The organism is Variovorax sp. PMC12 (assembly GCF_003019815.1).
GTDB lineage: Bacteria > Pseudomonadota > Gammaproteobacteria > Burkholderiales > Burkholderiaceae_C > Variovorax.
On sequence record NZ_CP027773.1, the window covers coordinates 5,397,477 to 5,423,289 of the forward strand.

Consider the following 25,813-nt stretch of genomic DNA (forward strand, 5'->3'; position numbering starts at 1 on the left):
GTGTGGGCGCATGCCTTGGTCGGCGGGCTCGAAGGGCGAGGCCGATCAGAGAAAGCTGGCCGATGCGATGTGCGCGCTTCTGAAGTGCGCGGCAGGCGCGGACCCGAACAGCGCCGGCTACGCTGCAAAGGTCTCTTCGCAAAACAGAGGGACTGACTACAAGGATGAGCAACAGTTGCTGCTCAAGACCGGGGTGTTCTCGGAGTACGGATGGTCCGATGGCGCCATTGACATCGCGAGCACGCTTTTGCACAACGCCAAGGACGGGATGCAAGGGGCGGCCAGTGGTGCTGGCTATCTTGGGAATGCGCTGGCTCGGGACTTTCAACTGGCGGTGGCGGGGGCGAACCCGCCGGATACTCCGCCTGACCTGGATAACGGTGGCGAGCCACCTGCGGCGGGAGGCAGTTCGGTCTTAGTCGGAATGGCGCCGACGGTTTGGTGCGCAGTCCCACCGACTTGCGTTCCTGTCTTGGCGCCAATTGCGTCGGGAGGGCGACTTGGGCATGCGCCTGGCAATTGGACGTTGTCCAGTGAATCTGAAGCGGGAGGTGGTGGCGTTGCAGATGGACCCGGCAACCTGCCGGTAGGAAACGGTCCGCGCCCTGCAGATGCCCCAGGCATCGGATTCAATGGCTACGCGCCACCAGCAAGTGCTACGCCGCATGCTACGGGCACCGTGCGTCTTGGTAATTCATCGTTGGACACGCACCTGACTGACGAAGGGCGTGCAGCGTATTCAGGAACGGGGAAGAATATTTATGGCAAGCATGATTTGATCGCTTTCGAGACGGCGTTGAGAACCAACAATGGAGTTCTTGTAAGTTCGACAAAAATTGCCGGAACGGATGGGATCTATCAAGTGCAATATCGTTTGCCTGGACAAAGTGTTGCAATCAAGACTGTTTTCGACCCCAAAATATATCCTCACAAAGAGATGACAAAAATGGCCCAATCGGCCAGTCAATTGGCCATTGATAAATACATATCCTCCGGTGCAACCGGACCGATGGCGGTCAGCGTTGATGTGGGCGGTCTAAAATGGACTGTGGGCATTGGCGCAGGTCCAGGCGGAATTCCCAATGTCAGAACAGCTTATCCAACAGGAGGTGCCTCGTGGCCATGAATAAATTTAGATTTGCATGCGACAGTAAAAAATTAGAAGATCTTCTTGGATTTGCCTTGTCGGTAATTGTTCGGGATGATCTCGATAGATTTGATATGCCTGGCATCGCACTAAATCTGGATGTTTTATATGCAGAGCGCGGAGTGGGGCATGAAGTTTGTATTGAGATTGATTTCTTGCCTCCGCTCAAAACGGGCAAGGCATTGCCCATTGATTTTGTAGTTATTAGCTATAGAGACTGTAATCTTGGCGAGGAAGATGCTGGACTTTACGCATACGGTGAATTCGCCAGAGGGTTGAACGAAGAACTGTTAAAGCAAAGCGAGGGTGATGCCGTGCTCAGAGAAAGAGCATTGAGATTGATTGAAAAATACGATCTAAAGAAATATGAAAACATCTGAGCAGGAGCCTGTCCTGTTCTTGTGCCTGCTGACGTATCCATCCCCGATCTCAACACCATGCCCTCACCCCAACCTCAACACCGCCGCAGCCACAGCCCCAATCCCCTCATCCGACAGATCGACCGCCCCCACGCTCCGGCGCCGCCCCCACGCCCGAAAGTGCAGCTCCTGCGACTTCTCATAGTGCGGGTCATAGTGCAGCGCCATCAGCTCCGCAAACAGATGCGGCAGATCGCCTTCATGCGCCCAATGCTGCCAGCGCGCCACTGTCTCCTTGCCCTGCAATTCCTTCAGCGCTCCCAGCTTGTCGGCCAGTGCGTCGCGGTCGTCGCCCAGGTAGGCGTAGTCGCGCAGCAGATACGCCAGCCGCGCTTCCGGCGTAGCGCACACCTCGATGCACGGCGCCGCGCGCATCCGGGCCACCAGCGACAAAGGCAGCGACAGCCGTCCGATGCGGATGCTCTCTCCCTCGACATACAGCGGGCGCGACAGATCGACGGTTTCCAGTACCGCTGCGATCAGCGTCTCGAAGTGCTTCTGCGAAGGCTGCGGCACGCCCGGCAGCGAACCGAGCAGCGAGCCCTTGTGGCTGGCGAAATCTTCCAGATCGAGCACTTGTGCGCCGCGCGCGGCAAGCGCATGCAGCACGCGCGTCTTCGCACTGCCGGTGGCGCCGCAGATCACGCGCAGGTCGAGTTTCGGGGTCAGTGCGTCGATCTGCGAAATGACGTGCCGGCGAAAGCTCTTGTAGCCGCCCGCGAGTTGCTGCGCGTCCCAGCCGACCAAGCGCAGCCACGTCACCATGGAGCCGCTGCGCATGCCGCCGCGCCAGCAGTACACCAGCGGCTTCCAGTTCTCGGGCCGGTCGGCCAGGGTTTCGCGCAGGTGCCGCGCGATGTTGGCGGCGACCATCGCACCGCCGATGCGCCGCGCCTCGAAAGCGCCGGTCTGCACGTAGACGGTGCCGACGATGCGGCGCTCCTCGTCGTCCAGCACCGGGCAGTTGATGGCACCGGGAATGTGGTCGAGCGCGAACTCGGCCGGTGAGCGGGCGTCGATCAGCGTGTCGAAGGCGTGGCGGTCGCCGACGCGCACGGGCTGGCGATGACTCATGGCGGGAACCTCATGCCCCGATTGTCAGGCGTATGCAGGTCCGAGGCCACGGCGCAAGCGAGCGCTCGCAAAATCGACAAAGGTCACCAGCACGAACATCGCGATGAGCACGGTCATTGCCTGCTGCTGCTGGAAGATCGACAGGTGGAAGTACAGCAATTGCCCCAGTCCGCCGCCGCCGACGAAGCCCAGCACGGCGGCCATGCGGATGTTCATTTCCCAGCGGTAGAGCGCGTAGGCCACCCACTGCGGCAGCACGATGGGCAGGCTGGCGTAGCTGAAGGCGGTGACGGGGTTGGCGCCCGAGAGCGCCAGCGCATGTTCCGGCTCGCGCGGCGCGTTTTCCAGCGCCTCGGCGAAGAGCCGGCCCAGCACGCCCGTGGTGTGCAGGGCCAGCGCCAGCGCCCCCGCGAAGGGGCCGATGCCTGCGGCCAGCACCATCAGCGCGGCCCATACCAGTTCAGGCACGCTGCGCAGGAAGTTCAGCACGAAGCGCGAGCCGTGGCGCAAGGCGCCGCCTGCGCGGCCCGAAGCCGGCAACGCCAGCACCGCGCCGGCAACGGCCGCCAGCACCGTGCCGAGCGCCGACACCGCCAGCGTCTGCAGCGCGCCATGGCCGACCTTCGAGAGAAAGTCGGGCGACAGGTCGGGCGGGAAGAACTCGGCGATGAACTTGCCCATGAGCCTGAGCGATTCGGAGGAGCCCAGCGCGCGGTAGTCGATGCCCAGGTAGGCAAAGCTCGCCACCACCGCCGCGCCGATCAGCAGCAAGGCGATGCGGCAGCGCCAGCAGGGCGGCGGGCGCGGAGGCAACATCGGGCGGTTCGCCGTCATGCCAGCAGCCTCCGCAGCGCATTGCTGAGCAGGTCGGCCAGCAGCACCAGCGCCAGGAATACCAGCAGGATGCTGCTGGCCTCGCCGCCGTTGAGCATCTTCATCGACTGGTCCATCAGCTGCCCCAGCCCGCCCGCGCCGACGAACCCCATCACCACCGACGCGCGCACCGCGCATTCCCAGCGGTAGACGGTGTAGGAGGCCAGCTCCTGCGCCGTGTTTGGCAGCAGGCCGTAGCAGAGCGCCGCGAGCCGGCCGCTGCCGCTTTCGAGCAGGGCGCGCGCCGGACGCGTGTCGGTCGATTCGAGGATCTCGGCGTAGACCTTGCCCAGCATGCCGCCGTAGGTGATGGCCAGCGCCAGCACGCCCGCGGCAGGGCCGAGCCCGAAAACGCGCACGAACAGCAGCGCCCAGACGATCTCCGGAATGGCGCGCAGCACCATCAGCAGCCAGCGCGCGGCCTGCCGCACGATGCCAGCCCGCGCACGGCCGGGGCCTGGACCGATGCGCGAGACGGAGAGGGCGCGCGTGGTCACGAAGCCCAGCGGCGCGCCGATCAGCAATGCCAGCGCGGTGCCGGCCGTGGCCATGGCCAGCGTCTCGAGCGTGGCCTTGAAGAGCAGCGCGAGAAAGGCCGGCGAGCCGTCGGGCGGGAAGAAGCCCGCCAGGAAGCCGCCGATGACCGCAAGATTGCCGCCGGTGAAAAGCGCCCACGGATTGAATTCGGACAGCGCCAGCATCGGCCATGCGATGACGAGCACGGCGACGCAGCCGGCCAGCCGCCGCATGGCTTGCGGGTCGCGTCGGACGGCGGCGGCGGATCTGGCCGCGGATGCAGCGGCGTTCAAGGGCAGTCCGGACGAGTGAACGCAGCCTCGGCCGCGACCGGCTGAGCCGACTTCTGCACCGCCACGCCGCCTTCGCTCGCATAGAGCGCGTCGAGCATCGCGGCCGTCACCTGCGCCGCGGGCAGGTCGAACATCACCAGCCCGTTGCGCATGCCGACGATGCGCGGAAACCAGCGCAGCGCCAGGTCCACCGCATGCAGCGAGGCCAGCAGCGTGGCCCCGGTCGATTCGCTCTGCGCGACGAGCTGGCCGATGGCGGCGTCGGCCAGCGTGGGGTCGAGTGCGGATACAGGCTCGTCGGCCAGCAGCAGGGCCGGGCGCTGGTACAGCACGCGCGCAATGCCCACGCGCTGCAACTGGCCGCCCGAAAGGCGGTCGCAGCGCTCGAACAGGCGGTCTTCCAGCGACAGGCGCGACAGCACTTCGTGCGCGCCGGCAATGTCCGACGGATGGAAGAGCGAGCCCAGCGCACGCAGCGTCGACCACTCGCCGAGCCGGCCAGCGAGCACGGCTGTGACCACGCGCAGGCGCGGCGCGATGGGTGGCGCCTGGTGCACGGTGCCGATGCGGGCGCGCAGCTTCTTCAGCGCCGCGGCCGGCAATTGCCACGCCTTCGCGCCAAGGGTCTCGACCACGCCTTCCGTAGGCCGCAGCGCCGCGCCGAGCACACGCAGCAGCGTGGTCTTGCCGGCGCCCGAGGGCCCGATGACGGCGATGCGCTCGCCGTCGCGCGCGGCCAGCGTCACCCCGGCCAGCGCTCGCTGGCCGTTGGGGTGCACGACACCCACGCCTTCCAGCGAAAAACTCATTCGCGCAGGCTCACTTGATCAGGCCCGCCGACTTGCCCGCCGTCTCGATGCCGTCGTAGTTCGACGACTTGGTCGGAATGAACTTGCTCGCACGCTGCAGCGCCATGATTTCCTTCTGCGCCGGGTTGGCCGGGTCGAGCTTCAGGAACGCGTCGGTCAGCTTTTTGGTGATGGCCGGATCGAGGCCGGGGCGCACCGTCCAGTTGTAGTCGTAGTAGGTCGGCGTGGTCGCCAGCACGCGCACCTTGGCGGCGTTGGGGTTCTTGGCCTCGACCAGCTTGTCCCACACCGATGCGTTGAGCACGCCGGCTTCGGCGCGCGACGCGGCCACGAAGGCCACCGTGGCGTCGTGCGCGCCCGAGAACGCGACCGTCTTGAAGTCTTTCTCGGGGTTGATGCCGGCCTGCAGCAGGAAGTAGCGCGGCATCAGGCTGCCCGAGGTGGACGAGGGCGCGCCGAACGCGAAGGTCTTGCCCTTCAGGTCGGCCAGCGTCTTCGCGGTGCTGTCCACCGGCACGATGAACTTGCTGGTGAACACCTCGTCTTCCGCGCGCTGCACGATGGGCACCGCGCCGCCGTTGGTGCGGATGCGCGCCTGCACGTAGGTGAAGCCGCCCAGCCATGCCAGGTCGATCTTGTTGGTGGCCAGGCCTTCGACCACCGCGGCGTAGTCGGTCACGGGCGTGAACTGCACGTCCATGCCGGTTTCCTTCTTGAGGTAGTCGCCCAGCGGCGTGAACTTGCGCTGCAGCTCGGTGGGCGCCTCGTCGGGAATGGCCGACACGCGCAGCACGCCCTGGGCGAAGGCGCCGAGGCTTGCGACGGAGAAGGCCAGTGCCAGGGTCAGTCGGGTGAGATTCTTTTTCATGGTTGCGCCTCGGTGAAGTGCGGGTTTGGAAGGGACGGGATTGTAGAAAGCCGGGGCGATTCGATAATCGCCGCATGAACCCAACGCTCATGAACCCGCTCGCGCCTTTGCGCCTCACGAGTTTTTCGCATGGCGGCGGCTGCGGCTGCAAGATCGCGCCCGGCGTGCTGTCGCAGATTCTCAAGAACCACGCGGGCGGCATGATCCCGCCCGAGCTCATGGTGGGCATCGAGACCGCCGACGACGCGGCCGTCTACCGGCTCAACGACCAGCAGGCGCTGATCGCGACCACCGACTTCTTCATGCCCATCGTGGACGACCCCTACGAGTTCGGCCGCATCGCCGCCACCAACGCCATCAGCGACGTGTACGCGATGGGCGGCCGGCCGATCATGGCGCTGGCGCTCGTCGCCATGCCGATCAACCAGCTGCCGGTGGAAGTGATCGCCGAGATCGTGCGCGGCGGGCAGGACGTGTGCCGCGCCGCCGGCATCCCGATTGCCGGCGGCCACACCATCGATTCGGTCGAGCCGATCTACGGCCTCGTCGCCATGGGCCTCGTGCACCCCGACCGCGTGCGCCGCAACGCCGATGCGAAGGCCGGCGACGTGCTGGTGCTGGGCAAGCCGCTGGGCGTGGGCGTGCTGTCGGCGGCGCTCAAGAAGGAGCAGCTGTCGGGCATCGGCTACCGCCAGCTGATCGAGAACACGACCAAGCTCAACACCCCCGGCATCGCCCTGGCGGCGCTCGACGGCGTGCATGCGCTGACCGACGTGACCGGCTTCGGCCTGGCCGGCCACACGCTCGAACTGGCGCGCGGCGCGAAGCTGAAGGCGGTGATCGAGTGGTCGAAGGTGCCGCTGCTCGACAACGTGGTGGTGATGGCCGCCGACGGCATGGTCACCGGTGCCTCGGGGCGCAACTGGGCCGGCTACGGCGCCGACGTGGAGCTGGCCGCCGGCCTGCACGCCACCGCGCAGAACCTGCTGAGCGACCCGCAGACCTCGGGCGGCCTGCTCGTGAGCTGCGCGCCGGAAGCGGTCGATGCAGTGCTGAAGATCTTCCGCGACGAAGGCTTCGGGCAGGCGGCGGTGATCGGCCGTGTCGAGGCGGGAGAGCCTTCGCTGCGTGTGGTTCCTTGAGATCCCGTATTCCTCCCTCCCCTTCCGGGGGAGGGCAGGGGTGGGGGTAAGCGTCGGTCGATGAAGCACCGCGCCAAAACCACCGCCGCTTGCCCCCATCCCAGCCTTCCCCCAGAGGGGGAAGGAGCAAGATAAAGACGGCGGAAGGGGGAAGGAGTCGAACCTTCCCGGCGACGACTGGCGCCACCAACCGGGTTTGAAGCCCGGCCGCCCCACCAGGGACGATCCCCTCCCATGAACGCTGTTCAAGGCCTTGCCCCGAACAACGACGTATCGGGCCGCAGCAGATGCGCATCTTTCACGCGCCGCGTCAGCCCCACACGGTCGAAAAACTCCAGCAGCTGGATCGCGCGCTTGCGTCCCAACCCCGTCGCATCCCTGAAGCTCGCGGCCTGCAGCCCTTGCGGGCCTTCGAGGCAGTCGCGCGCAATCGCAGCCAGCCGCTCGACGGTCGCCAGCGGATAGTACAAGTCCTTCACCACCTGGAAGGCCTCGCCCCGGCGCGCGAGGCTCGCGAGCGTCTGCCGCACCATCGCCTCGCTCGCCGCGCAGTCCTTCGCAAGATCGCGCACCCACGGCGGATCGAAGCCGCCATCGGCCAGCCGCGGCAGCAGCTTCTGCGCGAGCTTCTGTTCGGCCTCACCGAGGCGCGCCGCATGGTCCGGCAGATGCAGCCAGGTGCCGCTGCGCACCAGCGCACCGCGCGCTACCAGCGCGTCGAGCGCATGGCGCCACAGCGCATCGTCCGTGCGTGGCGCGGCCAGCCGCTTGAGGCGGCGCGCATCGGGGCCGACCTCATCGGGCGCCGTGCGATGGAAGTCCGCGAGCCGGCCGGTGATCTGCGCCTCGAGCGCATCCAGGTGCCGCTGCACGATGGCCGTGTGCTCGATGCGCACCGCATCCGCAGGCAGCGGCAGGGCGGCTTCGCCGGGCAGCGACAGCGCACGCGCCAGCCGCGCGGTGTCGATGCCCAGCGGCGCGTTGTCCAGCAGCGCGGCCACGCGGGCGGCCCGGTCGTCGATGACCCAGGCGGCCAGCGTGTGCAGCCGTTCTGAAGTGCGGCGGTAGCGCACCGGCGCGAACGGGTCGAGCACGCGCACGCCGGCCATGGTGCGCGTGGCCGAGGCATCGCGCAGCACGCCCCGGTCGCCATGCCACGCGCCGACGCTCTCCTTCGTCACCAACTGCGCCAGGGCGGTTTCGCCGGGCGCGAGCACGTCGCGGTCGAGCAGTGCGAGCGAAGCCATCACGTCGCTCGCGCCGAGGTGCGCGTGCACGGTGGTGCCGGAGCGCAGCGGCTTGGCCTCGTCGGGCCACAACGTGAGCAGCACGTCGATGCGGTCCGTGGCAAGCGCGATGGCGGGCGTGCAGACCCAGTCGCCGCGATGCATCTCGTCCTTGGTGGCCCCGGCCAGCGCCAGCGCGCAGCGCTGCCCCGCATGCGCCGATTCGGCCTTCTGGTTCTGCGCATGGATGCCGCGCACGCGCACCGTGCGGTCGCCGGGCACCACGCGCAGCTCGTCGCCGATGCGCACCGTGCCGCTGAAGACCGTGCCGGTGACGACCGTGCCCACGCCCGAGAGCGTGAAAGCCCGATCGACCGCGAGGCGAAACGCCAGGCCGTCTTCGCGCCCATGCTCCCTGCGCGCCGCGTCGAGCAGGCGTTCGCGCAGCGCATCGATGCCGTCGCCGGTGGTCGCCGACACCGCGAGCATCGGCGCGCCCGCGAGCGGCGTGGGCGCCAGCAGCGCGGCGATGTCCGCGCGCACCTCGGCCAGCCGCGTATCGCGCATGGTCTCATCGATGCGGTCGATCTTGGTGATGGCCACCGTCGCCTCGCGCACGCCCAGCAGCGCCACCACCGCCAGGTGCTCGCGCGTCTGCGGCATCACGCCGTCGTCGGCTGCCACCACCAGCAGTGCGTGGTCGATGCCGGTGGCGCCGGCGAGCATGGTGTGCAGCAGGCGTTCGTGGCCGGGCACGTCGACGAAACCCAGCGACATGCCGTCGGGCGCATGCAGGTAGGCATAGCCGAGCTCGATGGAGATGCCGCGCCGCTTTTCCTCGGGCAGCCGGTCGGTGTCGACGCCGGTGAGCGCGCGCACCAGCGTGGTCTTGCCGTGGTCGATGTGGCCCGCGGTGCCGATGATCATTGCAGTCGCTCGCGCAGCAGCGCCAATTGCGCGACGAATTCGGCGCTGTCCTCCAGGCAGCGCAGGTCGAGCAGCAGCCGGTCTTCGGCGATGCGGCCGATCACCGGCAGGGGCAGGCCGCGCAGCGCGGTGGCGAGGGCATCGAGCGCGGTGCCCGTGCCCTTCTTCGACGTGCCGGCCGGCGCGAGCGCGAGCCCGGCCGAGGGCAGCCGCTCGACCGGCAGCGAGCCCGAGCCGATCTGCCCGAGCAGCGGAACGACCTCGACGGTGAAGCGCGGCGACACGGCCGCTTGCACCGGTGCCTTCAAGCGCTCTGCCATTTCGCGGATCGCATCCGCGGGCCGCGTGAGCAGCCGCAGCGTCGGCAGGTCTTGCGCGAGGCGCTCGGGCCGCAGGTACAGCGACAGCGTGGCTTCCAGCGCCGCCAGCGGCAGCTTGCTCATGCGCAGCGCGCGCTTCATCGGGAACTTGCGGATGCGGCCGACAGCCTCCCTGCTGCCGACGATGAGGCCGGTCTGCGGACCGCCCAGCAGCTTGTCGCCCGAGAAGGTGACCACGTCGCAGCCGGCCGCAAGCATCTCCTGCGGCAGCGGCTCTCGCGGCAGGCCGTAGTGGGCCAGGTCGATCAGCGAGCCGCTGCCCAGGTCGGTGGCCAGCGGCACGCCGCGCGCGTGCGCGATGCCGGCGAGCGTGGCTTCGTCGACCGCGGCGGTGAAGCCCTGCACGGCGTAGTTGCTGGTGTGCACCTTCATCACCAGCGCGGTGTGCGCGTTGATGGCGCGCTCGTAGTCCTGCGGATGCGTGCGGTTGGTGGTGCCGACCTCGACCATGCGCGCGCCCGCGCTGGCCATCACGTCGGGCATGCGGAAGGCGCCGCCGATTTCCACCAGTTCGCCGCGCGAGACGATCACCTCGCGCTCGCGCGCCAGGGCCGCGATGGTCAGCAGCACGGCGGCCGCGTTGTTGTTGACCACCGTGGCGGCTTGGGCGCCGGTGATGCTGCAAAGCAGTTCTTCGACCAGCGAGTCGCGGTCGCCGCGGCTGCCGGTGGCGAGGTCGTACTCGAGGTTGTTGGGCGATGTCATCACCGCGAGCAGTCGCTGCAGCGCCGCGTCGGCCAGCAGCGCGCGGCCTAGGTTGGTGTGGATGACGGTGCCGGTGAGGTTCAGCACCGCGCGCATGCGCGGCGCGAGGCGGGCCCGGACGCGCGCGGCGAGTGCGTTGCCTAGCGCCTCTTGCTCGATGTCGGTAGCCGCCAGCTTGCCCGCCACGGCCCGCGCGCGAAGCCCCTCGAGCAGCGCGCGCGCTTCCTTCACCACCAGCGTGCGGCCGTGCTCGGCCAGCAACGCGCCCGGCACGGCGAGACGCAGCAGTTGATCGACAGAAGGAAGATCCTGGGGCCTTGCCGTCGAGCCGTGGACCACGGACTCTTTCGGCGCTGCCATCAGCCGCCTCCGCCGTCGTCGGGGATCTCCGGCTCTCCGAACAGCAGCATCAGGTTGTGGCCGCTGCGCTGGTGGCCGGCTTCGGAGACGAGCAGGTCAAGGGTGACGCTGGCGAGGTCGTCCGCGACGGGCTCGACCTCGGGGTCTTTCTCCATCGCGACCTGCTTGAGATAGTGGCCGCAGGTGTCGCAGCACTCGGCCTTGACCGCGCCTTCGCGCGCGCCGGTGGCCGGCAGTTCCACGCCGGGCTGCGGCGACAGCGATTCGAAATGGATGCCCTTGGTGCTTTCGCAATGCGTGCACTTGATGCGCACGTAGTGCCACTCGGTGCTGCACAGCGAGCAGTGCAGATACCTGAAGCCCGCTTCGTCCGCGCCGATGCGCGTGATGCTCACGGTAGGTGCGCTGCCGCAGCAGGGGCATTCGTTGCCGGGGTCAGTGCGGCCGAAGATGTTCTCGCCTTCGCGGCCGGCCACCTGCAGCACGAGCTGCGTCCAGTAGGCCTGCAGCCCGGCGGCGATCAGCGGCGCGGCAGCGAGGTCGAGCCCGAACATGATGCGGCGCGAGAGGCGGTCGGCCTGCTGGTCGATCCATGCGTCGTCGGCGGCCACCACGCGGTCGAGCGTGTCGCGCGCCGGGCCTTCGGGCAGCCGGGCGCGGAAGAGGCCGAGCAGGCGGCGCAGTTCACGCAGCCACATCGGGTCGCGCGTCCATCCGAAGGCAGGCATCGGCGGCTTCAGCACCTTGGCAGCGGCTTCGAGCGCGTCGGATTCGGGCAGCGCGACGGGCGCATAGTCCTGCAGCACCTGGTGCTGCGCCTGCGCGAGGTCGGCAATGAAGATCAGGTACTCGCGCATCGGATGCGAGGCCGCGAGCTGGCGCAGTCGAAGCTGCCGGTCGGAGAACGCGAGGGAGCGCACCGGCAGGCGCAGGAACGGCATCTGCCGCCCGGCCTGCATTGCAATCTGCTCGGGATCGAGAACGCGCGTGGTCCGGATCGGCGGCGGGGTGCCGGTTGAACTCGTCATCGGATCAGTATCACTCACCTCGCGTCATTTTGCGATGCCAGAGTGGGTGGTTGAGCTTGGCCCATCCCTCGGTGACGGTGCCGCGCGTCATGGCGCGCAGCGTGCCCTTGACCCAGATGGCCGCATAGATGTGCGTGATGACCGAAAGAATCAGCACCACCGCCGACACCGCATGCACCACCACCGCGATGCGCCGCAGCAATATCGGGAAGAAGCCGACGAACCACGGGCTCCAGAACATGAAGCCCGTCACCAGCAACAGCAGCAGGCTGATGCCGAAGGCCCAGAACACCAGCTTCTGACCGGCGTTGTACTTGCCCACCGGCGGCATGCCCGACTTGTCGCCCTTGAGCATCTTCGGCGCGTTGGCGATCCATTCGCGGTCTCCCTTGTCGAGGATGTTCTCGCGCCACATCGTGAAGAACAGGAACACGAAGCCCAGCACCATCAGCAGCCCCATGAACGGATGCAGGATGCGCGTCCACGGGCCGCCGCCGAACAGGTTGGTCAGGAAGAACAGGGCAGGGTGGAAGAAGGCCAGGCCCGAGAGCGCGGCCGCGAAGAACATGATCGCGACAAACCAGTGGTTCATGCGCGTGGCGTCTCGGTAGCGGCGAAGGTAGTAGCGTGTCATCGCAATCTCCTCATGCACGGGGCGCGGTGGGCGGCGGTGTCCGTGGCGGCTCTTCGATCACCACCACGTCGTCCGGGTGGCCGTCGCGGTCGGCATCGGGGTGGTCGTCCTTGGGCTCGATGGGGCCGGTCTTCATGTAGTGGAAGAAGCTGCCCACCATCGCGCCGATCATCGCGACCATCGCGAGCGGCTTGGCCACGCCCTTCCACAGCGACACCAGCGGGCTGATGTGCGGGTCTTTCGGCAGGTCGGCGTACAGGCCGGGGCGGTCGGCGTGCTGCAGCACGTACATCACGTGCGTGCCGCCCACGCCGGCCGGGTCGTACACGCCGGCGTTGGCGAAGCCGCGCTCCTTCAGGTCCACGATGCGCTCCGAGGCGTATTCGTGCATGTCTTCCTTGGTGCCGAAATGCAGCGCGCCGGTGGGGCAGGCCTTCACGCAGGCGGGTTCCAGGCCCACGCCCACGCGGTCGGAGCACAGCGAGCACTTGTAGGCCTTGTTGTCGACCTTGCTGATGCGCGGCACGTCGAATGGGCAGCCGGTGACGCAGTTGCCGCAGCCCACGCAATGCTCGCTGATGAAGTCGACGATGCCATTGGCGTACTTGACGATGGCGCCCGGCGAGGGGCACGACTTCAGGCAGCCGGGGTCGTCGCAGTGCATGCAGCCGTCCTTGCGGATCAGCCATTCGAGCTTGCCGGCCTCGGGCTCCACCTCGGAGAACTTCATCACCGTCCAGGAAGACGGGGTGAGGTCGACCGGGTTGTCGTAGGTGCCGTGGTTGGTGCCGACCTCGTCGCGCAGATCGTTCCACTGCATGCACGCGACCTGGCAGGCCTTGCAGCCGATGCAGGTCGACACGTCGATCAGCTTCGCCACCTGCTGCACCTGCGGGCGGCTGCGGATCTCGGGCGAGGGCGTGGTCGTGGCCGAGCGGGCGGCGATGTCCAGGGTTTGAAGGGAGGACATCAGTGGCTCCGGTCTTCTGTATTGCTCCTTCCCCTTCCGGGGGAAGGCTGGGATGGGGGCAGGCTTTCGGACAGGCGCCGCGCATGATGAGATGAGGCCGCTGTGCCCCCACCCCTGCCCTCCCCCGGAAGGGGAGGGAGAAAGTCGTCGAGTACGTGCTTCTTCATGTCACGCCTTCTCGATGTTCACCGTGAACGACTTGTACTCGGGCGTCTGCGTGTTCGCATCGCCGACGAAAGGCGTGAGCGTGTTCACCAGATACCCCGGCTTGGCCACGCCGACGAAGCCCCAGTGGTTCGGCAGCCCCACCGTGTGCACCGTGCGGCCATCGACCTGCAGCCCGACGATGCGCTTGGTCACCACGGCCACCGCCTTGATGAAGCCGCGCTTGCTCGACACCTTCACCATGTCGCCGTGGCCGATGCCCTTTTCCTTTGCCAGCTCTTCGCCGATCTCGACGAACTGCTGCGGCTGGATGATGGCCGAGGTGCGCACGTTCTTGGTCCAGTAGTGGAAGTGCTCGGTGAGCCGGTAGCTGGTTGCCACGTATGGAAAGTCCTTCGGCACGCCGAGCCGCTCGAGGTCACCCTTGAAGATGCGCGCCGCGGGGTTGGCGCGCGCCTTCTCGTTGTTCGGGTGCATCAGGTTGTTGACCAGCGGCGACTCGAAGGGCTCGTAGTGCTCCGGCAGTGGCCCTTCGGCCATGCCCGTGGGCGCGAACAGCCGCGCCACGCCCTCGGCCGTCATGATGAATGGGCGCACCGCGTCGGCTTCCATCGGGTTGGCGTCGGGCCGAATGTCGGGAATGTCCGAGCCGGTCCACTGCTTGCCGTTCCACGCGATGAGGCTGCGTTTGGCGATCCACGGCTTGCCGGTGGTGGGATCGGTGGAGGCGCCGTTGTAGAGAATGCGCCGGTTCGCGGGCCAGGCCCACGCCCAGTTCTGCACCATGCCGATGCCGTACGGGTCGGCGTTGTCGCGCCGCGCCATCTGGTTGCCGGCCTGCGTCCAGGCGCCGCTGTAGATCCAGCAGCCGCTGGCGGTGGTGCCGTCGTCGCGCAAGAGGCCGAAGCCGGAGAGCTGTTCGCCCGCCTTGGCTGTCGGCGGCTTGCTCGGGTCCTTCGGATCGACCAGGTCGACCAGCGCGCGGCCGTTGTATTCCATCGCCAGTTCCTGCGCGGAAGGCGAGTGCGGAATCTTGTAGGGCCAGGTCAGCTTGACGATCGGGTCGGGGAAGGCGCCGCCGTCCTTGATGTAGGCCTGGCGCATTCGGTTGAAGATGCCCGCCACGATCTCGATGTCGCCCTTGGCCTCGCCCGGCGGCTCCGCGCCCTTCCAGTGCCACTGCAGCCAGCGGCTGGAGTTGGTGAGCGAGCCGTCTTCCTCCGCGAAGCAGGTGGAAGGCAGGCGGAACACCGTGGTCTGGATGTCGGTGGTCTTGACGTCGTTGAACTCGCCGAAGTTGCGCCAGAACTCGCTGGTCTCCGTCACCAGCGGATCGATGGTGACGAGGAACTTGAGCTTGGAGAGCCCGTCGACGATCTTCTTCTTGTCCGGGAACGAGCCCACCGGGTTGAAGCCCTGGCAGATGTAGCCGTTGAGCTTGCCCTGGTTCATGAGCTCGAAGGCCTGCAGCACGTCGTAGAGCTTGTCGATCTTGGGCAGGTAGTGGAAGCCCCACTCGTTGTCGGCCGTGGCCGCGTCGCCCCACCACGACTTCTGCATGCTGACGAAGAACTTCGGGTAGTTCTGCCAGTAGCTCATCTGGTTGGGCCGCAGCGGCTTCAGCGCGCGGGTCTTGTAGTAGTCCTCCAGGGTCTGCTCGCTGTCACGCGCGAGCGACATGTAGCCCGGCAGCGAGTTCGACAGCAGCCCCAGGTCGGTCAGGCCCTGGATGTTGCTGTGCCCGCGCAGCGCGTTCATGCCGCCGCCCGCCACGCCGATGTTGCCCAGCAGCAGCTGCACGATGGCGCCGGTGCGGATCATCTGCGAGCCCTGGCTGTGCTGCGTCCAGCCCAGCGCATACATGATGGTCATGGTGCGCGTGGACGTGCTGGTGCTCGCGATGTACTCGCACACCTTCAGGAACTTGTCCTGCGGCGTGCCGGTGATGCGGCTCACCATCTCCGGCGTGTAGCGCGAATAGTGCCGCTTCATGACCTGCAGCACGCACTGCGGGTCCTGCATGGTCATGTCGACCTTGGCCATGCCCTGCTCGTCGAGCGCGTAGTTCCACGACTTGGGGTCGTAGTTGCGCTTCTCTGCGTTGTAGCCGCTGAAGATGCCGTCCTCGAACTTGTAGTCGGGCCCGACGATGAACGGCGCGTTGGTGTAGTTGCGCACGTACTCCGTCTGGATCTTCTCGTTGCTCAGCAGGTAGTTGATGACCCCCGAGAGGAACGCGATGTCCGAGCCCGCGCGCACCGGGGCGTAGTAGTCGGCCATGGCGGCCGAGCGCGTGAAGCGCGGGTCGACCACGACCAGGCGCGCCTTGTTCTGCTTCTTGGCCTCGATGACCCACTTGAAGCCGCACGGATGCGCCTCCGCCGCGTTGCCGCCCATGATCAGCACGACATCCGCGTTCTGGATGTCCTGCCAGTGGTTGGTCATCGCGCCTCTGCCGAACGTCGGGGCCAGACTGGCCACCGTGGGTCCGTGTCAGACGCGTGCCTGGTTGTCGAACACCAGCATTCCGGTCGAGCGGAATGCCTTGTGCGTGATGTACCCGGTTTCGTTGGACGATGCCGAAGCGCAGAGCATGCCGCTGCTGGTCCAGCGGTTCACGGTCTTGCCGTCGGCGTTGGTGGTCTGGAAGTTGGCGTCGCGGTCGGCCTTCAGCAGCTTGGCGATGCGGTCGAGCGCCTCGTCCCAGCCGATGCGCTTCCACTCGGTGCTGCCGGCCTCGCGCACCTCGGGGTACTTCAGGCGGTTGGGGCTGTGTACGAAGTCGAGCAGGCCCGCGCCCTTGGGGCAGAGCGTGCCGCGGTTCACGGGGTGGTCGGCATCGCCCTCGATGTGGAGGATGTCGGACACCACGTTCTTCGCCTTGTCGCCCAGGCTGTACATGATGAGCCCGCATCCCACCGAGCAGTACGGGCAGGTGTTGCGGGTCTCGGTGGTGCGCGCGAGCTTGAAGTTGCGGGCCTCGGCCAGCGCGGCGGTCGGCGAGAAGCCGAGCGCCACGATGCTGGAGCCGACCAGCCCCGCGCTGCTCACGCGGAAGAATTGGCGGCGGTTCATGTCCATGACACGACCTCCTGCCTCGCTGAAGTGGGGTGTTTCATCGTGGGCTCTTCTTCTTTGCTTTGCGTGGGAAATCTGTTTCGGGCCGGCCGCGCTACTTGGGCGCGGAGCCGTCGCCGCCGCTCGGCGCGGGTGCCGCGCCGCCGGACGTGCCGCCGCCGTTCGGGCCGCTCATGCCGCCGATGGCCGAGCCGCCCTCGGACGGGCCCTTGTGGGCGGCGGACTCTTCGACCTTGTCGCCGGAATCGGCGGGCTTGATGCCGCTCGGGCTCGCGCCGGAAGTGCCCGAGGCACCGGCAGACGGTGCGGCGGGGCTGGCCGAAGGCTTGGGATCGCAGGCACTCAACAGCATGCCGAGGGCCAGGCACAGGCCCAGGGTTTGCAGGCGCTGACATTGCAGCATTGACACTCCTTCGGGGGAAAGGACGGCCAGATAGTGGAATGTTTTTATTTCACCCGCCGCGACCCGCAATAAATGCCTGATCGGCGCGGTGGGGTGTTTGTCACATCATGCGACAGCGCCAAGACGCGGGCAAGTAGGCCGAAACCGGCAATAACCCTTGAATCCGGCCGTGCGCGGGCCTCTGGGCTATCGTCGCGGCCATGAATGCCTCCCTCCGCCTGGGTTGGCGCACGCTCTGGCGCGACCTGCGCGCCGGCGAGCTGCGCCTGTTGATCGTCGCCGTGCTGCTGGCCGTGGCCGCGCTCACGGCCGTCGGCTTCTTCGCCGACCGCCTGCAGGGCGGGCTGCAGCGCGATGCGCGCCAGCTGCTGGGCGGCGACGCCGTGGTGGTCAGCGACAACCCGACGCCCGAGGCCTTCGTGGCGCAGGCCAGGTCGCTGGGCCTGGAAGGCACCGGCACCTACGGCTTCCCCACCATGGCCCGGGCCGAAGACGCACAGGGCGGCGCCAGCAAGCTGGTGGCGCTGAAGGCGGTGACGGCGGGCTACCCGCTGCGCGGCAGCCTGCAGACATCGGCCACGCTGGACGGCCCGGGCGCCGTCACCCGCGACATCCCGCCGCCGGGCGAAGTCTGGGTCGATGCCTCGCTGCTCGACTCGCTGGGCCTGAAGATCGACGACACCCTGCTGCTCGGCGACGCCGGCCTTCGCGTGGGCCGCGTCATCACGCTGGAGCCCGACCGCGGCGCCGGCTTCATGAGCTTTTCTCCGCGTGTCATGCTCAACCAGGCCGACGTGGCGCGCACCGCGCTCGTGCAGCCGGCCAGCCGCGTGGGCTACCGCTATGCCGTGGCGGGCGACGACGCGGCCGTCAAGCGCTTCACCGACTGGGCCGACGCCACGCTCAAGAAGGGCGAACTGCGCGGCGTGCGGCTCGATTCCTTCGAAAGCGGCCGGCCCGAGATGCGCCAGACGCTCGACCGCGCCGAGAAATTCCTGAGCCTGGTCGCGCTGCTCGCGGCGCTGCTGTCGGCGGTGGCCGTCGCGCTGGCCGCGCGCGGATTCGCGGCCAGTCACCTCGACGACTGCGCCATGCTGCGGGTGCTGGGCCAGAGCCAGCGCACCATCGCGGCGGCCTATACCTTCGAGTTCGCGGTGATCGGCGTGGTCGCCAGCGGGCTGGGCGTGGCCATCGGCTTCGCGGTGCACTACGTGTTCGTGCTGCTGCTGTCGGGCCTGGTCGAGACCGCGCTGCCGGCCGCCACGCTGTGGCCCGTGGCCTTCGGCCTGGGCATGGGGCTCACGCTGCTGTTCGCCTTCGGCCTGCCGCCGGTGCTGCAGCTGGCCCGCGTGCCGCCGCTGCGCGTGATCCGGCGCGACGTGGGCGGGCTCAAGCCGGCCTCGCTGGCGGTGCTGGGCGTGGGCGTGGCCGGCTTCGCGGCGCTGCTCATGGCGGCCAGTAGCGACATCAAGCTGGGCCTGATCGCCGTCGGCGGCTTCGCGGGCGCGGTGGCGGTGTTCGCGCTGCTGAGCTGGCTCGCGGTGAAGGTGCTGCGCCGCAGCGTGAACGAAACCACCGCGCCGCGCTGGCTGGTGCTGGCCACGCGGCAGATCTCCGCCCGGCCGGCCTATGCGGTGGTGCAGGTCAGCGCGCTGGCCGTGGGCCTGCTGGCGCTGGTGCTGCTGGTGCTGCTGCGCACCGACCTGGTGGCGAGCTGGCGCCAGGCCACGCCGCCGGACGCGCCCAACCGCTTCGTCATCAACGTCATGCCCGACCAGAGCGAGGCCTTCCAGAAGTCGCTGCGCGACGCGGGCGTGAGCAAGTTCGACTGGTACCCGATGATCCGCGGCCGCCTCGTGGCCATCAACGACAAGCCTGTCACGCCCGACGACTACACCGAAGACCGCGCCAAGCGCCTCGTCGACCGCGAGTTCAACCTCAGCAACAGCGCGGAGGCGCCCGCGCACAACAGCATCACCGCCGGCAAGTGGACGCCCGGCGCGAAGAACGAGGTGAGCGTGGAAGAGGGCCTGGCCGAGACGCTCGGCCTGAAGCTGGGCGACACGCTGCGCTTCGACATCGGCGGCATGCAGAACGACGCGCGCATCACCTCGTTGCGCAAGGTCGACTGGGGTTCGCTGCATGCCAACTTCTTCGTGATGTACACGGTGGCCTCGCTGGCCGACGTGCCCACCACCTACATGGGCGCCTTCCGCGCGCCCGAGACGCGCGGCTTCGACAACGCGCTGGTGCGCAGCTACCCCAACGTGACCAACGTCGACATGAGCGCCACCATCAACCAGGTGCAGCGCGTGCTCGACCAGGTGATCCGCGCGGTGGAGTTCCTGTTCGGCTTCACGCTGGCCGCCGGGCTGGTGGTGCTGTTCGCGGCCGTGACGGCCACGCGCGAGGAGCGTGCGCGCGAGTTCGCGGTGATGCGCGCGGTGGGCGCGCGCGCCAGCCTGCTGCGCCAGGTGCAGCGCGCCGAGCTGGCGGGCGTCGGGCTGCTCGCGGGTTTTCTCGCGAGCATCGTGGCCTCGGTGATCGGCTGGGCGCTGGCGCGCTACGTGTTCGAGTTCAGCTGGACCGCCTCGCCGGTGGTTCCGCTCGCGGGCGCGCTGGCGGGCGCGGTGCTGGCGCTGGGCGCGGGATGGTGGGGCCTGCGCGACGTGCTGCGCCGCCCGGTGGTGGACACCCTGCGCCGCGCGGCCGAGTAGCAATCTTTTTCTTCGGCAGGGGGCCGGACGGGGCCGGGGAATGCAATACATTCCCCGGCCCCGTATTCAATTCCGAAGTGAACCCCCTTACATGCGCTTGGCGTCATTCCAGATCACCAACTTTCGCTCGATCAACAACAGCGGTTCCATCGACTCCACACAGATCACGGCGATCCTCGGTCGAAATGACAGCGGCAAATCGAATCTGCTGCGTGCGCTCCACAGCCTGAACCCGGCCGACGGCCTGGTCGAACTCAGCCCCATCAAGGACTTTCCGCGGCATCGCCGCTTGGAGGAGTGCAGCGGCGACACGCCCGTGGTCTCCACCCGCTGGGCGCTCAACGAGAGCGAGCAGGCGGCCCTGGCCGAGATCCTGCCGCGCGCCGCGGGCGTGCGCCACGTCACCGCCGGCCGCGGCTACGCCGCCGTGCGCTGGGCCGGGCTCGAAGGCCTGAACGCGCTGTCGCTCGATGTCGGCGACATCAAGGCCAAGGTCCGCAAGATCGTGCCGGCGGTCAAGGCCGCCGCCGAGAAGGTGTCCGAAGAACAGCGCGCCCTGCTCGAGCAGGAGTCCGACACCTTCGACGCCGCGATGATCATGAGCCCCGACTACGTCAAGTGGTCGGAAGGCGCGGTGAAGGCCATGCAGGCGCTGCGCAAGGCACTGGCCGCGGCCGATGCCGAGCTCAGCGACAAGCAGGACCAGATGCTCGCCGAGCTGGAAGACATGGCACGCGCCATTGCCAACGACGAGCCCGCGCTGGCCCGCGCCCGCGCCTGGGTGCTGGAGAAGCTGCCGCGCTTCGTGTACGTGGACGAATACCCGGCGCTGCCGGGCCGCCAGAACATCGCCGAGTACCTGGGCCGCGAGGGCTGGGGCCAGCTCACGCCGGAGCAGCAGAGCTTCGGCAAGCTGTGCAAGGTGGCGGGGCTCGATCCGCGCAAGCTGCAGGAACTGCTCGACAGGAACGACCAGGCCACGCGCAACCAGCTCGCCAACCGCGCCGGCTCGGTGGTGACGGCCGAGATCCGCCGGCTCTGGAAAGACCGCCCGCTCAAGGTGCGCTTCAACCTCGACGGCCAGTACCTCGACACGCTGGTGTCCGACCCGAACGGCGCCTACGAAGTCGAGGTGAACCTGGAGGAGCGCAGCCGCGGCTTCCAGTGGTTCTTCTCGTTCTACATCGCGTTCTTCGCCGACACCCAGGGCGGCCGCGCGCAAGACGCCATCCTGCTGCTGGACGAACCCGGCCTGCACCTGCACGCCCATTCGCAGGCCGACCTGCTGGCGCACTTCGAGAAAGACTTCGGCAACCAGATCATCTACACCACGCATTCGCCGTTCATGGTGCCTGTGCACCGGCTCGACGCCGTGCGCACGGCCAGCCTGGACGAGACCAGCGGCACCACGGTGAGCAACGCCGCCGAGGGCGACGAGCGCACGCTGTTCCCGCTGAAGGCCGCGCTGGCGCTGAGCCGCATGGCGAGCGAACCGGTGAAGGTGGAAGCCGCGAAGCCGGTGGCTGCGAAGGCTGTGGCCGGGGAGGTGACCAAGCCTGCCAAGGTGGCGAAGCCCATGGATGCGGTGGTGGCTGTTGCGGCAGCACCTGCAGTTGCAGCCGAGGCTGCCGTGGAGCCGGCACCTGTCGGCGCTGTCGTCGAACCGGCGGACAGCGAACTGACTCAAGCCGCCTGAGACCTGCGCCGGCGAACCACCCGGCTCATGCGGCACCGACCATGCGCCGCATGAGCAGGCCTTTGAGGTCTCTTCGCGTGTCGCAGACGAGGTGGATGTAGGCGGTGTCCGCCCGTACTTCGTAGATGACCCGATTCATGCCCGAAATGAGCTGGCGGTACTGGGCCGTGTTCAGGTTCTCGAGCTCATCGGGGACCCGTCCTGAATGAGGGTGTGCTTCGATCATCGCCACGGTTTCCTTGATCTTTCCGTAGCTGCCGGCCCAGGCCGCGGGGCCGAAGTTCTTGATGATGTAGCGGCGCAGGTCCTTCAGGTCGGCTTCTGCAGACCGCAGGAACACGACCTTCATTGACCGTCTTCTTTGTCCAGGTCGGCGAACACATCCGTGGCGGAGCGGAAGTGGCCCTGTTCGATTTCACGATTGCCGAGCGCAAGAACCTTGAGCAGCGCCAGCGTGGCTTCGTGTTCCTCGTAGGACTGGACGTCCATCACCACGAGCTTGGCTTCGCCGTTCTGCGTGATGACCAGCGGTTCACGGGTCTCTGCAAGCGTCTTCACGATGTCCGCGGCGTGGCTCTTGAGATAGCTGATGGGCTTGACCTGCGTGGAGAAATTCATGCGTTCACCCTGAGGGAATCGGTTGTCGGACTGATTATGGTCTGAATTCGGTCTGAAACATCCGCACGCTGGCGAAGTCCACGAACGCCCGCACCTTCGGCGACAGCTGCCGGCTCGACGGCCACAACGCCGAGAACTGGCCCTGCCGCGCGACGTGCCCGGCCAGCACGCAGTGCAGCTCGCCGCGCCCCAGCGAATCGCGCGCAAGGAAGTCGGGCATGTAAGCCACGCCCAGCCCGGCGACGGCTGCGCCGAGCATGGCTTCCATGTTGTTGCACAGCAGGGTGGTAGGCAGTTGTTCGGGCAGGCCGGGCAGGTCCCATTCCTCGATCTTTCCGCCGGTGACGAACTTGTAGCGCAGGCATGCATGCTGCGCGAGCTCGGCCGGCACGCGTGGTTCGCCGTGACGCGCCAGGTACGCGGGCGAGGCGACCAGCACGAACTGGAACGGCCCCAGCCGCCGCGCCACCAGCTGCGAATCGACCAGTTCGCCGCTGCGGATGGCGACGTCGACGTCCTCGGCGATCACGTCGACCAGCCGGTCGTTGAAGTCGAGGTCGAGTTCGATCTCGGGGTAGGTGGCCTTGAACTCCGGCAGGATCGGCAGCAGGAAGCGATAGCCGATGGTCGGCAGGCTCACGCGCAGCCGGCCGCGCGGCGCGGCGACGGCGTCCTGCATCATGGCCCGCGCGTCGTCCAGTTCGTCGAGGATGCGCCGGCAGCGCTCGTGGAACAGCACGCCTTCCTGGGTGAGCCGCGTGTGGCGCGTGGTGCGGTTGAAGAGCCGCACGCCGAGCTGCTGTTCGAGCCGCGCCACGTTCTTGCCCACCGCCGAGGCCGAAATGCCGAGCAGGCGGCCGGCCTTGGCAAAGCTGAGCTGGTCCGCCGCCCGCACGAAAGATTCGAGCCCGCTGAAACTGTCCATCAATTGGCAACCTGTGGTTGGGAGTGATAGGACCAATGGTGCCATTTCCATTCCATTGGTTCCTTTCTATCTTCTCTTCATCGTCTTCTTTCGTGCGAAAGCACCTTTTTCCGATGTCTTCTTCGTCATCTTCCAGGAACTGGCTGCTGGTCGCCGTGTGCCTCGCGGCGCTTGGCATGCCGCTGAGCTTCACCGGCCCGGCGGTGGTGCTGCCCGCGATCCGCGACGCGCTCGGCGGCAGCCCGGTGCAGCTCAACTGGGTGACCAACGCCTTCATGCTGAGCTTCGGCGCGACGCTGATGGCGGCCGGTGCGCTGGCCGACGCGTATGGCCGCAAGCGCGTGTTCCTGCTGGGGCTTGCCGTTGTGGCGTCGAGCAGTTCGCTGCTCACGCTGGCGCCCGGCATCGTTTCGTTCGATCTGGCGCGTGCCCTGCAGGGGCTCGGCTCCGCCGCGGCCTTCGCGGCGGGCACGGCGGCGCTGGCGCAGGTGTTCGACGGCACGGCGCGCACGCGGGCCTTCAGCCTGATCGGCACTTCCTTCGGCGTGGGCCTGTCGTGCGGCTCGATTCTTTCGGGCTGGCTCGCGCAGGGCTTCGGCTGGCAGGCGGTGATGCTGAGCCCGGCCGCGGTGAGCCTGCTGGCGCTGTGCATCGCGTCGGTGAGCATGCGCGAGTCGCGCAACCCGAACGCGATGGGCCTGGACATGCCGGGCACGCTCAGCTTCACCGCCGCGCTGAGCCTGCTCACGCTGGGTGTGCTGCAGGCGCCCGACAGCGGCTGGTGCAGCCCCTGGGTCATCGGTGCGCTGGCCGGCGCGGCGCTGATGGGCGCGGCCTTCGTCGCGATCGAGCGGCGCGTGGCGCATCCGATGCTCGACCTGTCGCTGTTCCGCTTTCCGCGTTTCGTCGGCGTGCAACTGCTGGCCGCGGCGCCGGCCTACGGGTTCGTGGTGCTGCTGGTGCTGCTGCCGATCCGCTTCGTGGGGCTCGAGGGGCGCGGCGCGATCGAGGCGGGGGCCTTCATGTTCGCGCTTTCGGGGCCGATCCTTGTCGTGCCGACGCTGGCGGCATCGCTCGCGCACCGGTTCTCGGCGGGTGCAATTTCGGCCGTGGGGCTGCTGGTGTGCGCCGCGGGGCTTTTCTGGCTCAGCCGCAGCGCGCCGGGCACGCCGCTGGGCGTGATGGTGTGGCCGCTGCTGCTGATCGGCGGCGGCATCGGCCTGCCCTGGGGCCTGATGGACGGCCTTGCCGTGAGCGTGGTGCCGCGCGAAAGGGCGGGCATGGCCTCGGGCATCTTCAACACGGTGCGGGTGGCAGGCGAGGGCATTGCCCTGGCACTGGTGGGCGCCGGGCTGACGGCATTGGTGGCGCTGCAGCTGGGATCGTCTTCAGGCGCGTCGCAGGCGGCGCAACGCGTGACGACGGGCGACCTGCCACAGGCGCTGGCGTTGTTGCCCGGCGTGGGCCGTGCCGCGCTGTTGCATGCGTACGGCGCGGCGTTCGGCACGCTGCTGTGCGTGCTGGCTGGGGTGACCGTGTTGACGGCGCTGGTGGTGCTTGTGTTCCTGCGCGGGCAGACGCATTCGGAGACAAGCGCGGCGGCGCTGGAGTCGCCGGCCTGCTGAAGGGCCCTGTCTTGCTCCTTGCCCTTTCGGGGGGGGGGGTGGGATGGGGGCACGCGGCGATGGTTTTTGCGCGGGGATTTTTCGAGCGCCGCCTGCCCCCACCCCGGCCCTCCCCCGGGAGGGGAGGGAGAAAGACCGCGACCGGGGTTCGGCCTGCGCAACCACTCGATGCCAGCGTCTGGCGCGGCTGGGCGCGGCGTCACAAAACTTCAGGCGGTCTTCCTGTCCAATAGCGGCACCATGGAAAACCAACCGAACGAACTCGAACCGCGCGTGACCGAGCTCGAAATCAAGTCGAGCTACGCCGAAGACCTGCTGGACCAGCTGAACATGACGATCTACCGCCAACAGCAGCAGATCGACCGGCTGATCCTGCAGGTCACGCAACTCAGGGAGCAGAGCCAGAACGCGTCACAGGACGGCGCGGCCCGCAACCCGCGCGACGAACTGCCGCCGCATTACTGAGCCAGGCAGATCAGCCGTGCGAATGCCAGAGCACGGCGAAGAAGTGGCAGGTGCTGCCGGCCAGCACGAACAGATGCCAGACGGAGTGGGCGTAGCGCACCTTGTTGTCGAACAGGAACACTACTGCACCGGCGGTGTAGAAAAGTCCACCGGCTACCAGCCAGCCCAGGCCCGCCGCCGACATACGCTCGTACAGCGGCACGGCCGCCATCAGCGCCATCCAGCCCATCGCCACATAGAGCCCCGTCGACCACAGCGGATGCCGCAGCCGGTTGAACAGCTTGGCGCTCACGCCCAGCGCGGCCGCAGCGCAGATCGCGCCGAACAGGGTCCAGCCCAGCGGCCCGCGCAGCACGCCGAACAGGAAGGGCATGTAGCTCCCCGCGATGAACAGGTAGATGGCCGCATGGTCCAGCCGGTTGAACCAGGCCTTGGCCCGGCCCATCGGCAGCGCGTGGTACAGCGTGGAAATCAGGTACAGCACGATGGCCGTGCCCGCGAACAGGCAGGCGCCGACCACGCCGGCCGCCTGGCCCTTCTGCGCCGCGCTGTAGACCAGGATGGGCAGCGCCGCGATGGCCAGCGCCAGGCCCAGGCCGTGGCTCAGGGCGTTGAAGAGCTCTTCCATCGCGGTCTGGTCGCGGGCCGCCAGCACCGAAGCGCGAGGCGAGGAACGGGTCTGTGCAGGTGCAGTCATCAGGAGCGGAACCTCATGAAAAATGGATTTGCGGCATCAAGCTTGCCAGAAGC

At 67.8% G+C, this 25,813-nt stretch carries 23 protein-coding genes and 1 tRNA gene; 7 read left to right on the top strand and 17 right to left on the bottom strand.

Going from position 1 to position 25,813, the window contains the following annotated elements; translation table 11 throughout:
• Positions 1-10 precede the first annotated feature (10 nt).
• Together C4F17_RS32915 and C4F17_RS32920 are read left to right on the top strand one after the other, a co-directional pair.
• A complete protein-coding gene (locus tag C4F17_RS32915; RefSeq protein WP_159053715.1) occupies positions 11-1,126 on the top strand; it encodes a CdiA family toxin C-terminal domain-containing protein in 1,116 nt (371 codons plus the stop codon).
• Positions 1,117-1,527: a hypothetical protein gene (locus tag C4F17_RS32920; protein WP_159053716.1), complete on the top strand. Its 411-nt coding sequence runs from the start codon at positions 1,117-1,119 to the stop codon at positions 1,525-1,527. The genes C4F17_RS32915 and C4F17_RS32920 overlap by 10 nt, the downstream gene beginning before the upstream one ends.
• Before the next feature lie 63 nt (positions 1,528-1,590).
• Here the strand turns inward: C4F17_RS32920 and mnmH are convergent, their stop codons facing one another.
• Genes mnmH through C4F17_RS25330 form a run of 5 tightly spaced genes read right to left on the bottom strand, consistent with a single transcriptional unit; the run spans position 1,591 to position 5,999 of the window.
• Positions 1,591-2,640, bottom strand: coding sequence for a tRNA 2-selenouridine(34) synthase MnmH (gene mnmH, locus C4F17_RS25310; RefSeq protein ID WP_106937078.1), 1,050 nt, complete (start codon positions 2,638-2,640; stop codon positions 1,591-1,593).
• A 24-nt stretch (positions 2,641-2,664) separates the two neighbouring features.
• Positions 2,665-3,474 carry a phosphonate ABC transporter, permease protein PhnE gene (gene phnE / locus C4F17_RS25315; protein ID WP_199851891.1) on the bottom strand — a complete coding sequence of 270 codons (810 nt, stop codon included), beginning with the start codon at positions 3,472-3,474 and terminating at the stop codon, positions 2,665-2,667.
• Positions 3,471-4,262, bottom strand: coding sequence for a PhnE/PtxC family ABC transporter permease (locus C4F17_RS25320; RefSeq protein WP_106937079.1), 792 nt, complete (start codon positions 4,260-4,262; stop codon positions 3,471-3,473). The genes phnE and C4F17_RS25320 overlap by 4 nt, the downstream gene beginning before the upstream one ends.
• A gap of 56 nt (positions 4,263-4,318) precedes the next feature.
• Positions 4,319-5,131 (bottom strand): phosphonate ABC transporter ATP-binding protein, encoded by an 813-nt coding sequence (locus tag C4F17_RS25325; RefSeq protein ID WP_081265951.1) that lies wholly within the window; start codon positions 5,129-5,131, stop codon positions 4,319-4,321.
• Positions 5,132-5,141: 10 nt separating this feature from the next.
• Positions 5,142-5,999: a putative selenate ABC transporter substrate-binding protein gene (locus C4F17_RS25330; protein ID WP_106937080.1), complete on the bottom strand. Its 858-nt coding sequence runs from the start codon at positions 5,997-5,999 to the stop codon at positions 5,142-5,144.
• Positions 6,000-6,073: 74 nt separating this feature from the next.
• On the opposite strand from C4F17_RS25330, the gene selD reads away from it, so the two are divergent.
• A complete protein-coding gene (gene selD / locus C4F17_RS25335; RefSeq protein WP_234382371.1) occupies positions 6,074-7,141 on the top strand; it encodes a selenide, water dikinase SelD in 1,068 nt (355 codons plus the stop codon).
• A 141-nt stretch (positions 7,142-7,282) separates the two neighbouring features.
• Here the strand turns inward: selD and C4F17_RS25340 are convergent.
• The 8 genes from C4F17_RS25340 to C4F17_RS25380 form a co-directional block, all read right to left on the bottom strand.
• A tRNA-Sec gene (locus C4F17_RS25340) sits at positions 7,283-7,375 on the bottom strand.
• An 11-nt stretch (positions 7,376-7,386) separates the two neighbouring features.
• On the bottom strand, positions 7,387-9,294 hold the full coding sequence (selB, locus tag C4F17_RS25345) for a selenocysteine-specific translation elongation factor (RefSeq protein ID WP_106937082.1): 1,908 nt from the start codon (positions 9,292-9,294) through the stop codon (positions 7,387-7,389).
• Positions 9,291-10,739 (bottom strand): L-seryl-tRNA(Sec) selenium transferase, encoded by a 1,449-nt coding sequence (gene selA, locus C4F17_RS25350; RefSeq protein WP_106937083.1) that lies wholly within the window; start codon positions 10,737-10,739, stop codon positions 9,291-9,293. The genes selB and selA overlap by 4 nt, the downstream gene beginning before the upstream one ends.
• On the bottom strand, positions 10,739-11,767 hold the full coding sequence (fdhE, locus tag C4F17_RS25355; protein ID WP_106937084.1) for a formate dehydrogenase accessory protein FdhE: 1,029 nt from the start codon (positions 11,765-11,767) through the stop codon (positions 10,739-10,741). Before fdhE ends, selA begins: the two co-directional genes overlap by 1 nt.
• Before the next feature lie 10 nt (positions 11,768-11,777).
• Complete coding sequence (locus tag C4F17_RS25360) at positions 11,778-12,401, bottom strand: formate dehydrogenase subunit gamma (protein ID WP_106937085.1); 624 nt, start codon at positions 12,399-12,401, stop codon at positions 11,778-11,780.
• 10 nt (positions 12,402-12,411) lie between these two features.
• Entirely contained in the window at positions 12,412-13,371 is a 960-nt protein-coding gene (gene fdxH / locus C4F17_RS25365; RefSeq protein WP_106937086.1) for a formate dehydrogenase subunit beta, read from the bottom strand.
• 168 nt (positions 13,372-13,539) lie between these two features.
• Positions 13,540-16,617: a formate dehydrogenase-N subunit alpha gene (gene fdnG / locus C4F17_RS25370; protein WP_159053717.1), complete on the bottom strand. Its 3,078-nt coding sequence runs from the start codon at positions 16,615-16,617 to the stop codon at positions 13,540-13,542.
• A 91-nt stretch (positions 16,618-16,708) separates the two neighbouring features.
• A complete protein-coding gene (locus C4F17_RS25380) occupies positions 16,709-17,017 on the bottom strand; it encodes a hypothetical protein (RefSeq protein ID WP_081265942.1) in 309 nt (102 codons plus the stop codon).
• Between the two features lie 200 nt (positions 17,018-17,217).
• On the opposite strand from C4F17_RS25380, the gene C4F17_RS25385 reads away from it, so the two are divergent.
• Together C4F17_RS25385 and C4F17_RS25390 are read left to right on the top strand one after the other, a co-directional pair.
• On the top strand, positions 17,218-19,734 hold the full coding sequence (locus tag C4F17_RS25385) for an ABC transporter permease (protein ID WP_106937089.1): 2,517 nt from the start codon (positions 17,218-17,220) through the stop codon (positions 19,732-19,734).
• A 91-nt stretch (positions 19,735-19,825) separates the two neighbouring features.
• Positions 19,826-21,430 carry an AAA family ATPase gene (locus C4F17_RS25390; RefSeq protein WP_106937090.1) on the top strand — a complete coding sequence of 535 codons (1,605 nt, stop codon included), beginning with the start codon at positions 19,826-19,828 and terminating at the stop codon, positions 21,428-21,430.
• 25 nt (positions 21,431-21,455) lie between these two features.
• On the opposite strand, the gene C4F17_RS25395 is transcribed toward C4F17_RS25390, so the two are convergent.
• From C4F17_RS25395 to C4F17_RS25405, 3 genes are read right to left on the bottom strand one after another with little or no spacing between them, the layout of a single operon-like run.
• Complete coding sequence (locus tag C4F17_RS25395; RefSeq protein WP_106937091.1) at positions 21,456-21,779, bottom strand: type II toxin-antitoxin system RelE/ParE family toxin; 324 nt, start codon at positions 21,777-21,779, stop codon at positions 21,456-21,458.
• On the bottom strand, positions 21,776-22,048 hold the full coding sequence (locus C4F17_RS25400; protein ID WP_081265938.1) for a type II toxin-antitoxin system Phd/YefM family antitoxin: 273 nt from the start codon (positions 22,046-22,048) through the stop codon (positions 21,776-21,778). The genes C4F17_RS25395 and C4F17_RS25400 overlap by 4 nt, the downstream gene beginning before the upstream one ends.
• A 34-nt stretch (positions 22,049-22,082) precedes the next feature.
• Positions 22,083-22,973, bottom strand: a complete 891-nt coding sequence (locus tag C4F17_RS25405) for a LysR family transcriptional regulator (protein ID WP_106937092.1) — start codon at positions 22,971-22,973, stop codon at positions 22,083-22,085.
• Between the two features lie 113 nt (positions 22,974-23,086).
• Between C4F17_RS25405 and C4F17_RS25410 the strand changes: the two genes are divergently transcribed.
• Together C4F17_RS25410 and C4F17_RS25420 are read left to right on the top strand one after the other, a co-directional pair.
• Complete coding sequence (locus C4F17_RS25410; protein WP_106937093.1) at positions 23,087-24,598, top strand: MFS transporter; 1,512 nt, start codon at positions 23,087-23,089, stop codon at positions 24,596-24,598.
• Positions 24,599-24,838: 240 nt separating this feature from the next.
• The gene (locus C4F17_RS25420) at positions 24,839-25,063 is read left to right on the top strand and encodes a SlyX family protein (RefSeq protein WP_081265935.1); all 225 of its coding nucleotides are present in this window, start codon (positions 24,839-24,841) and stop codon (positions 25,061-25,063) included.
• Between the two features lie 10 nt (positions 25,064-25,073).
• On the opposite strand, the gene trhA is transcribed toward C4F17_RS25420, so the two are convergent.
• A complete protein-coding gene (gene trhA, locus C4F17_RS25425) occupies positions 25,074-25,760 on the bottom strand; it encodes a PAQR family membrane homeostasis protein TrhA (RefSeq protein ID WP_106937095.1) in 687 nt (228 codons plus the stop codon).
• Between the last annotated feature and the right edge of the window lie 53 nt (positions 25,761-25,813).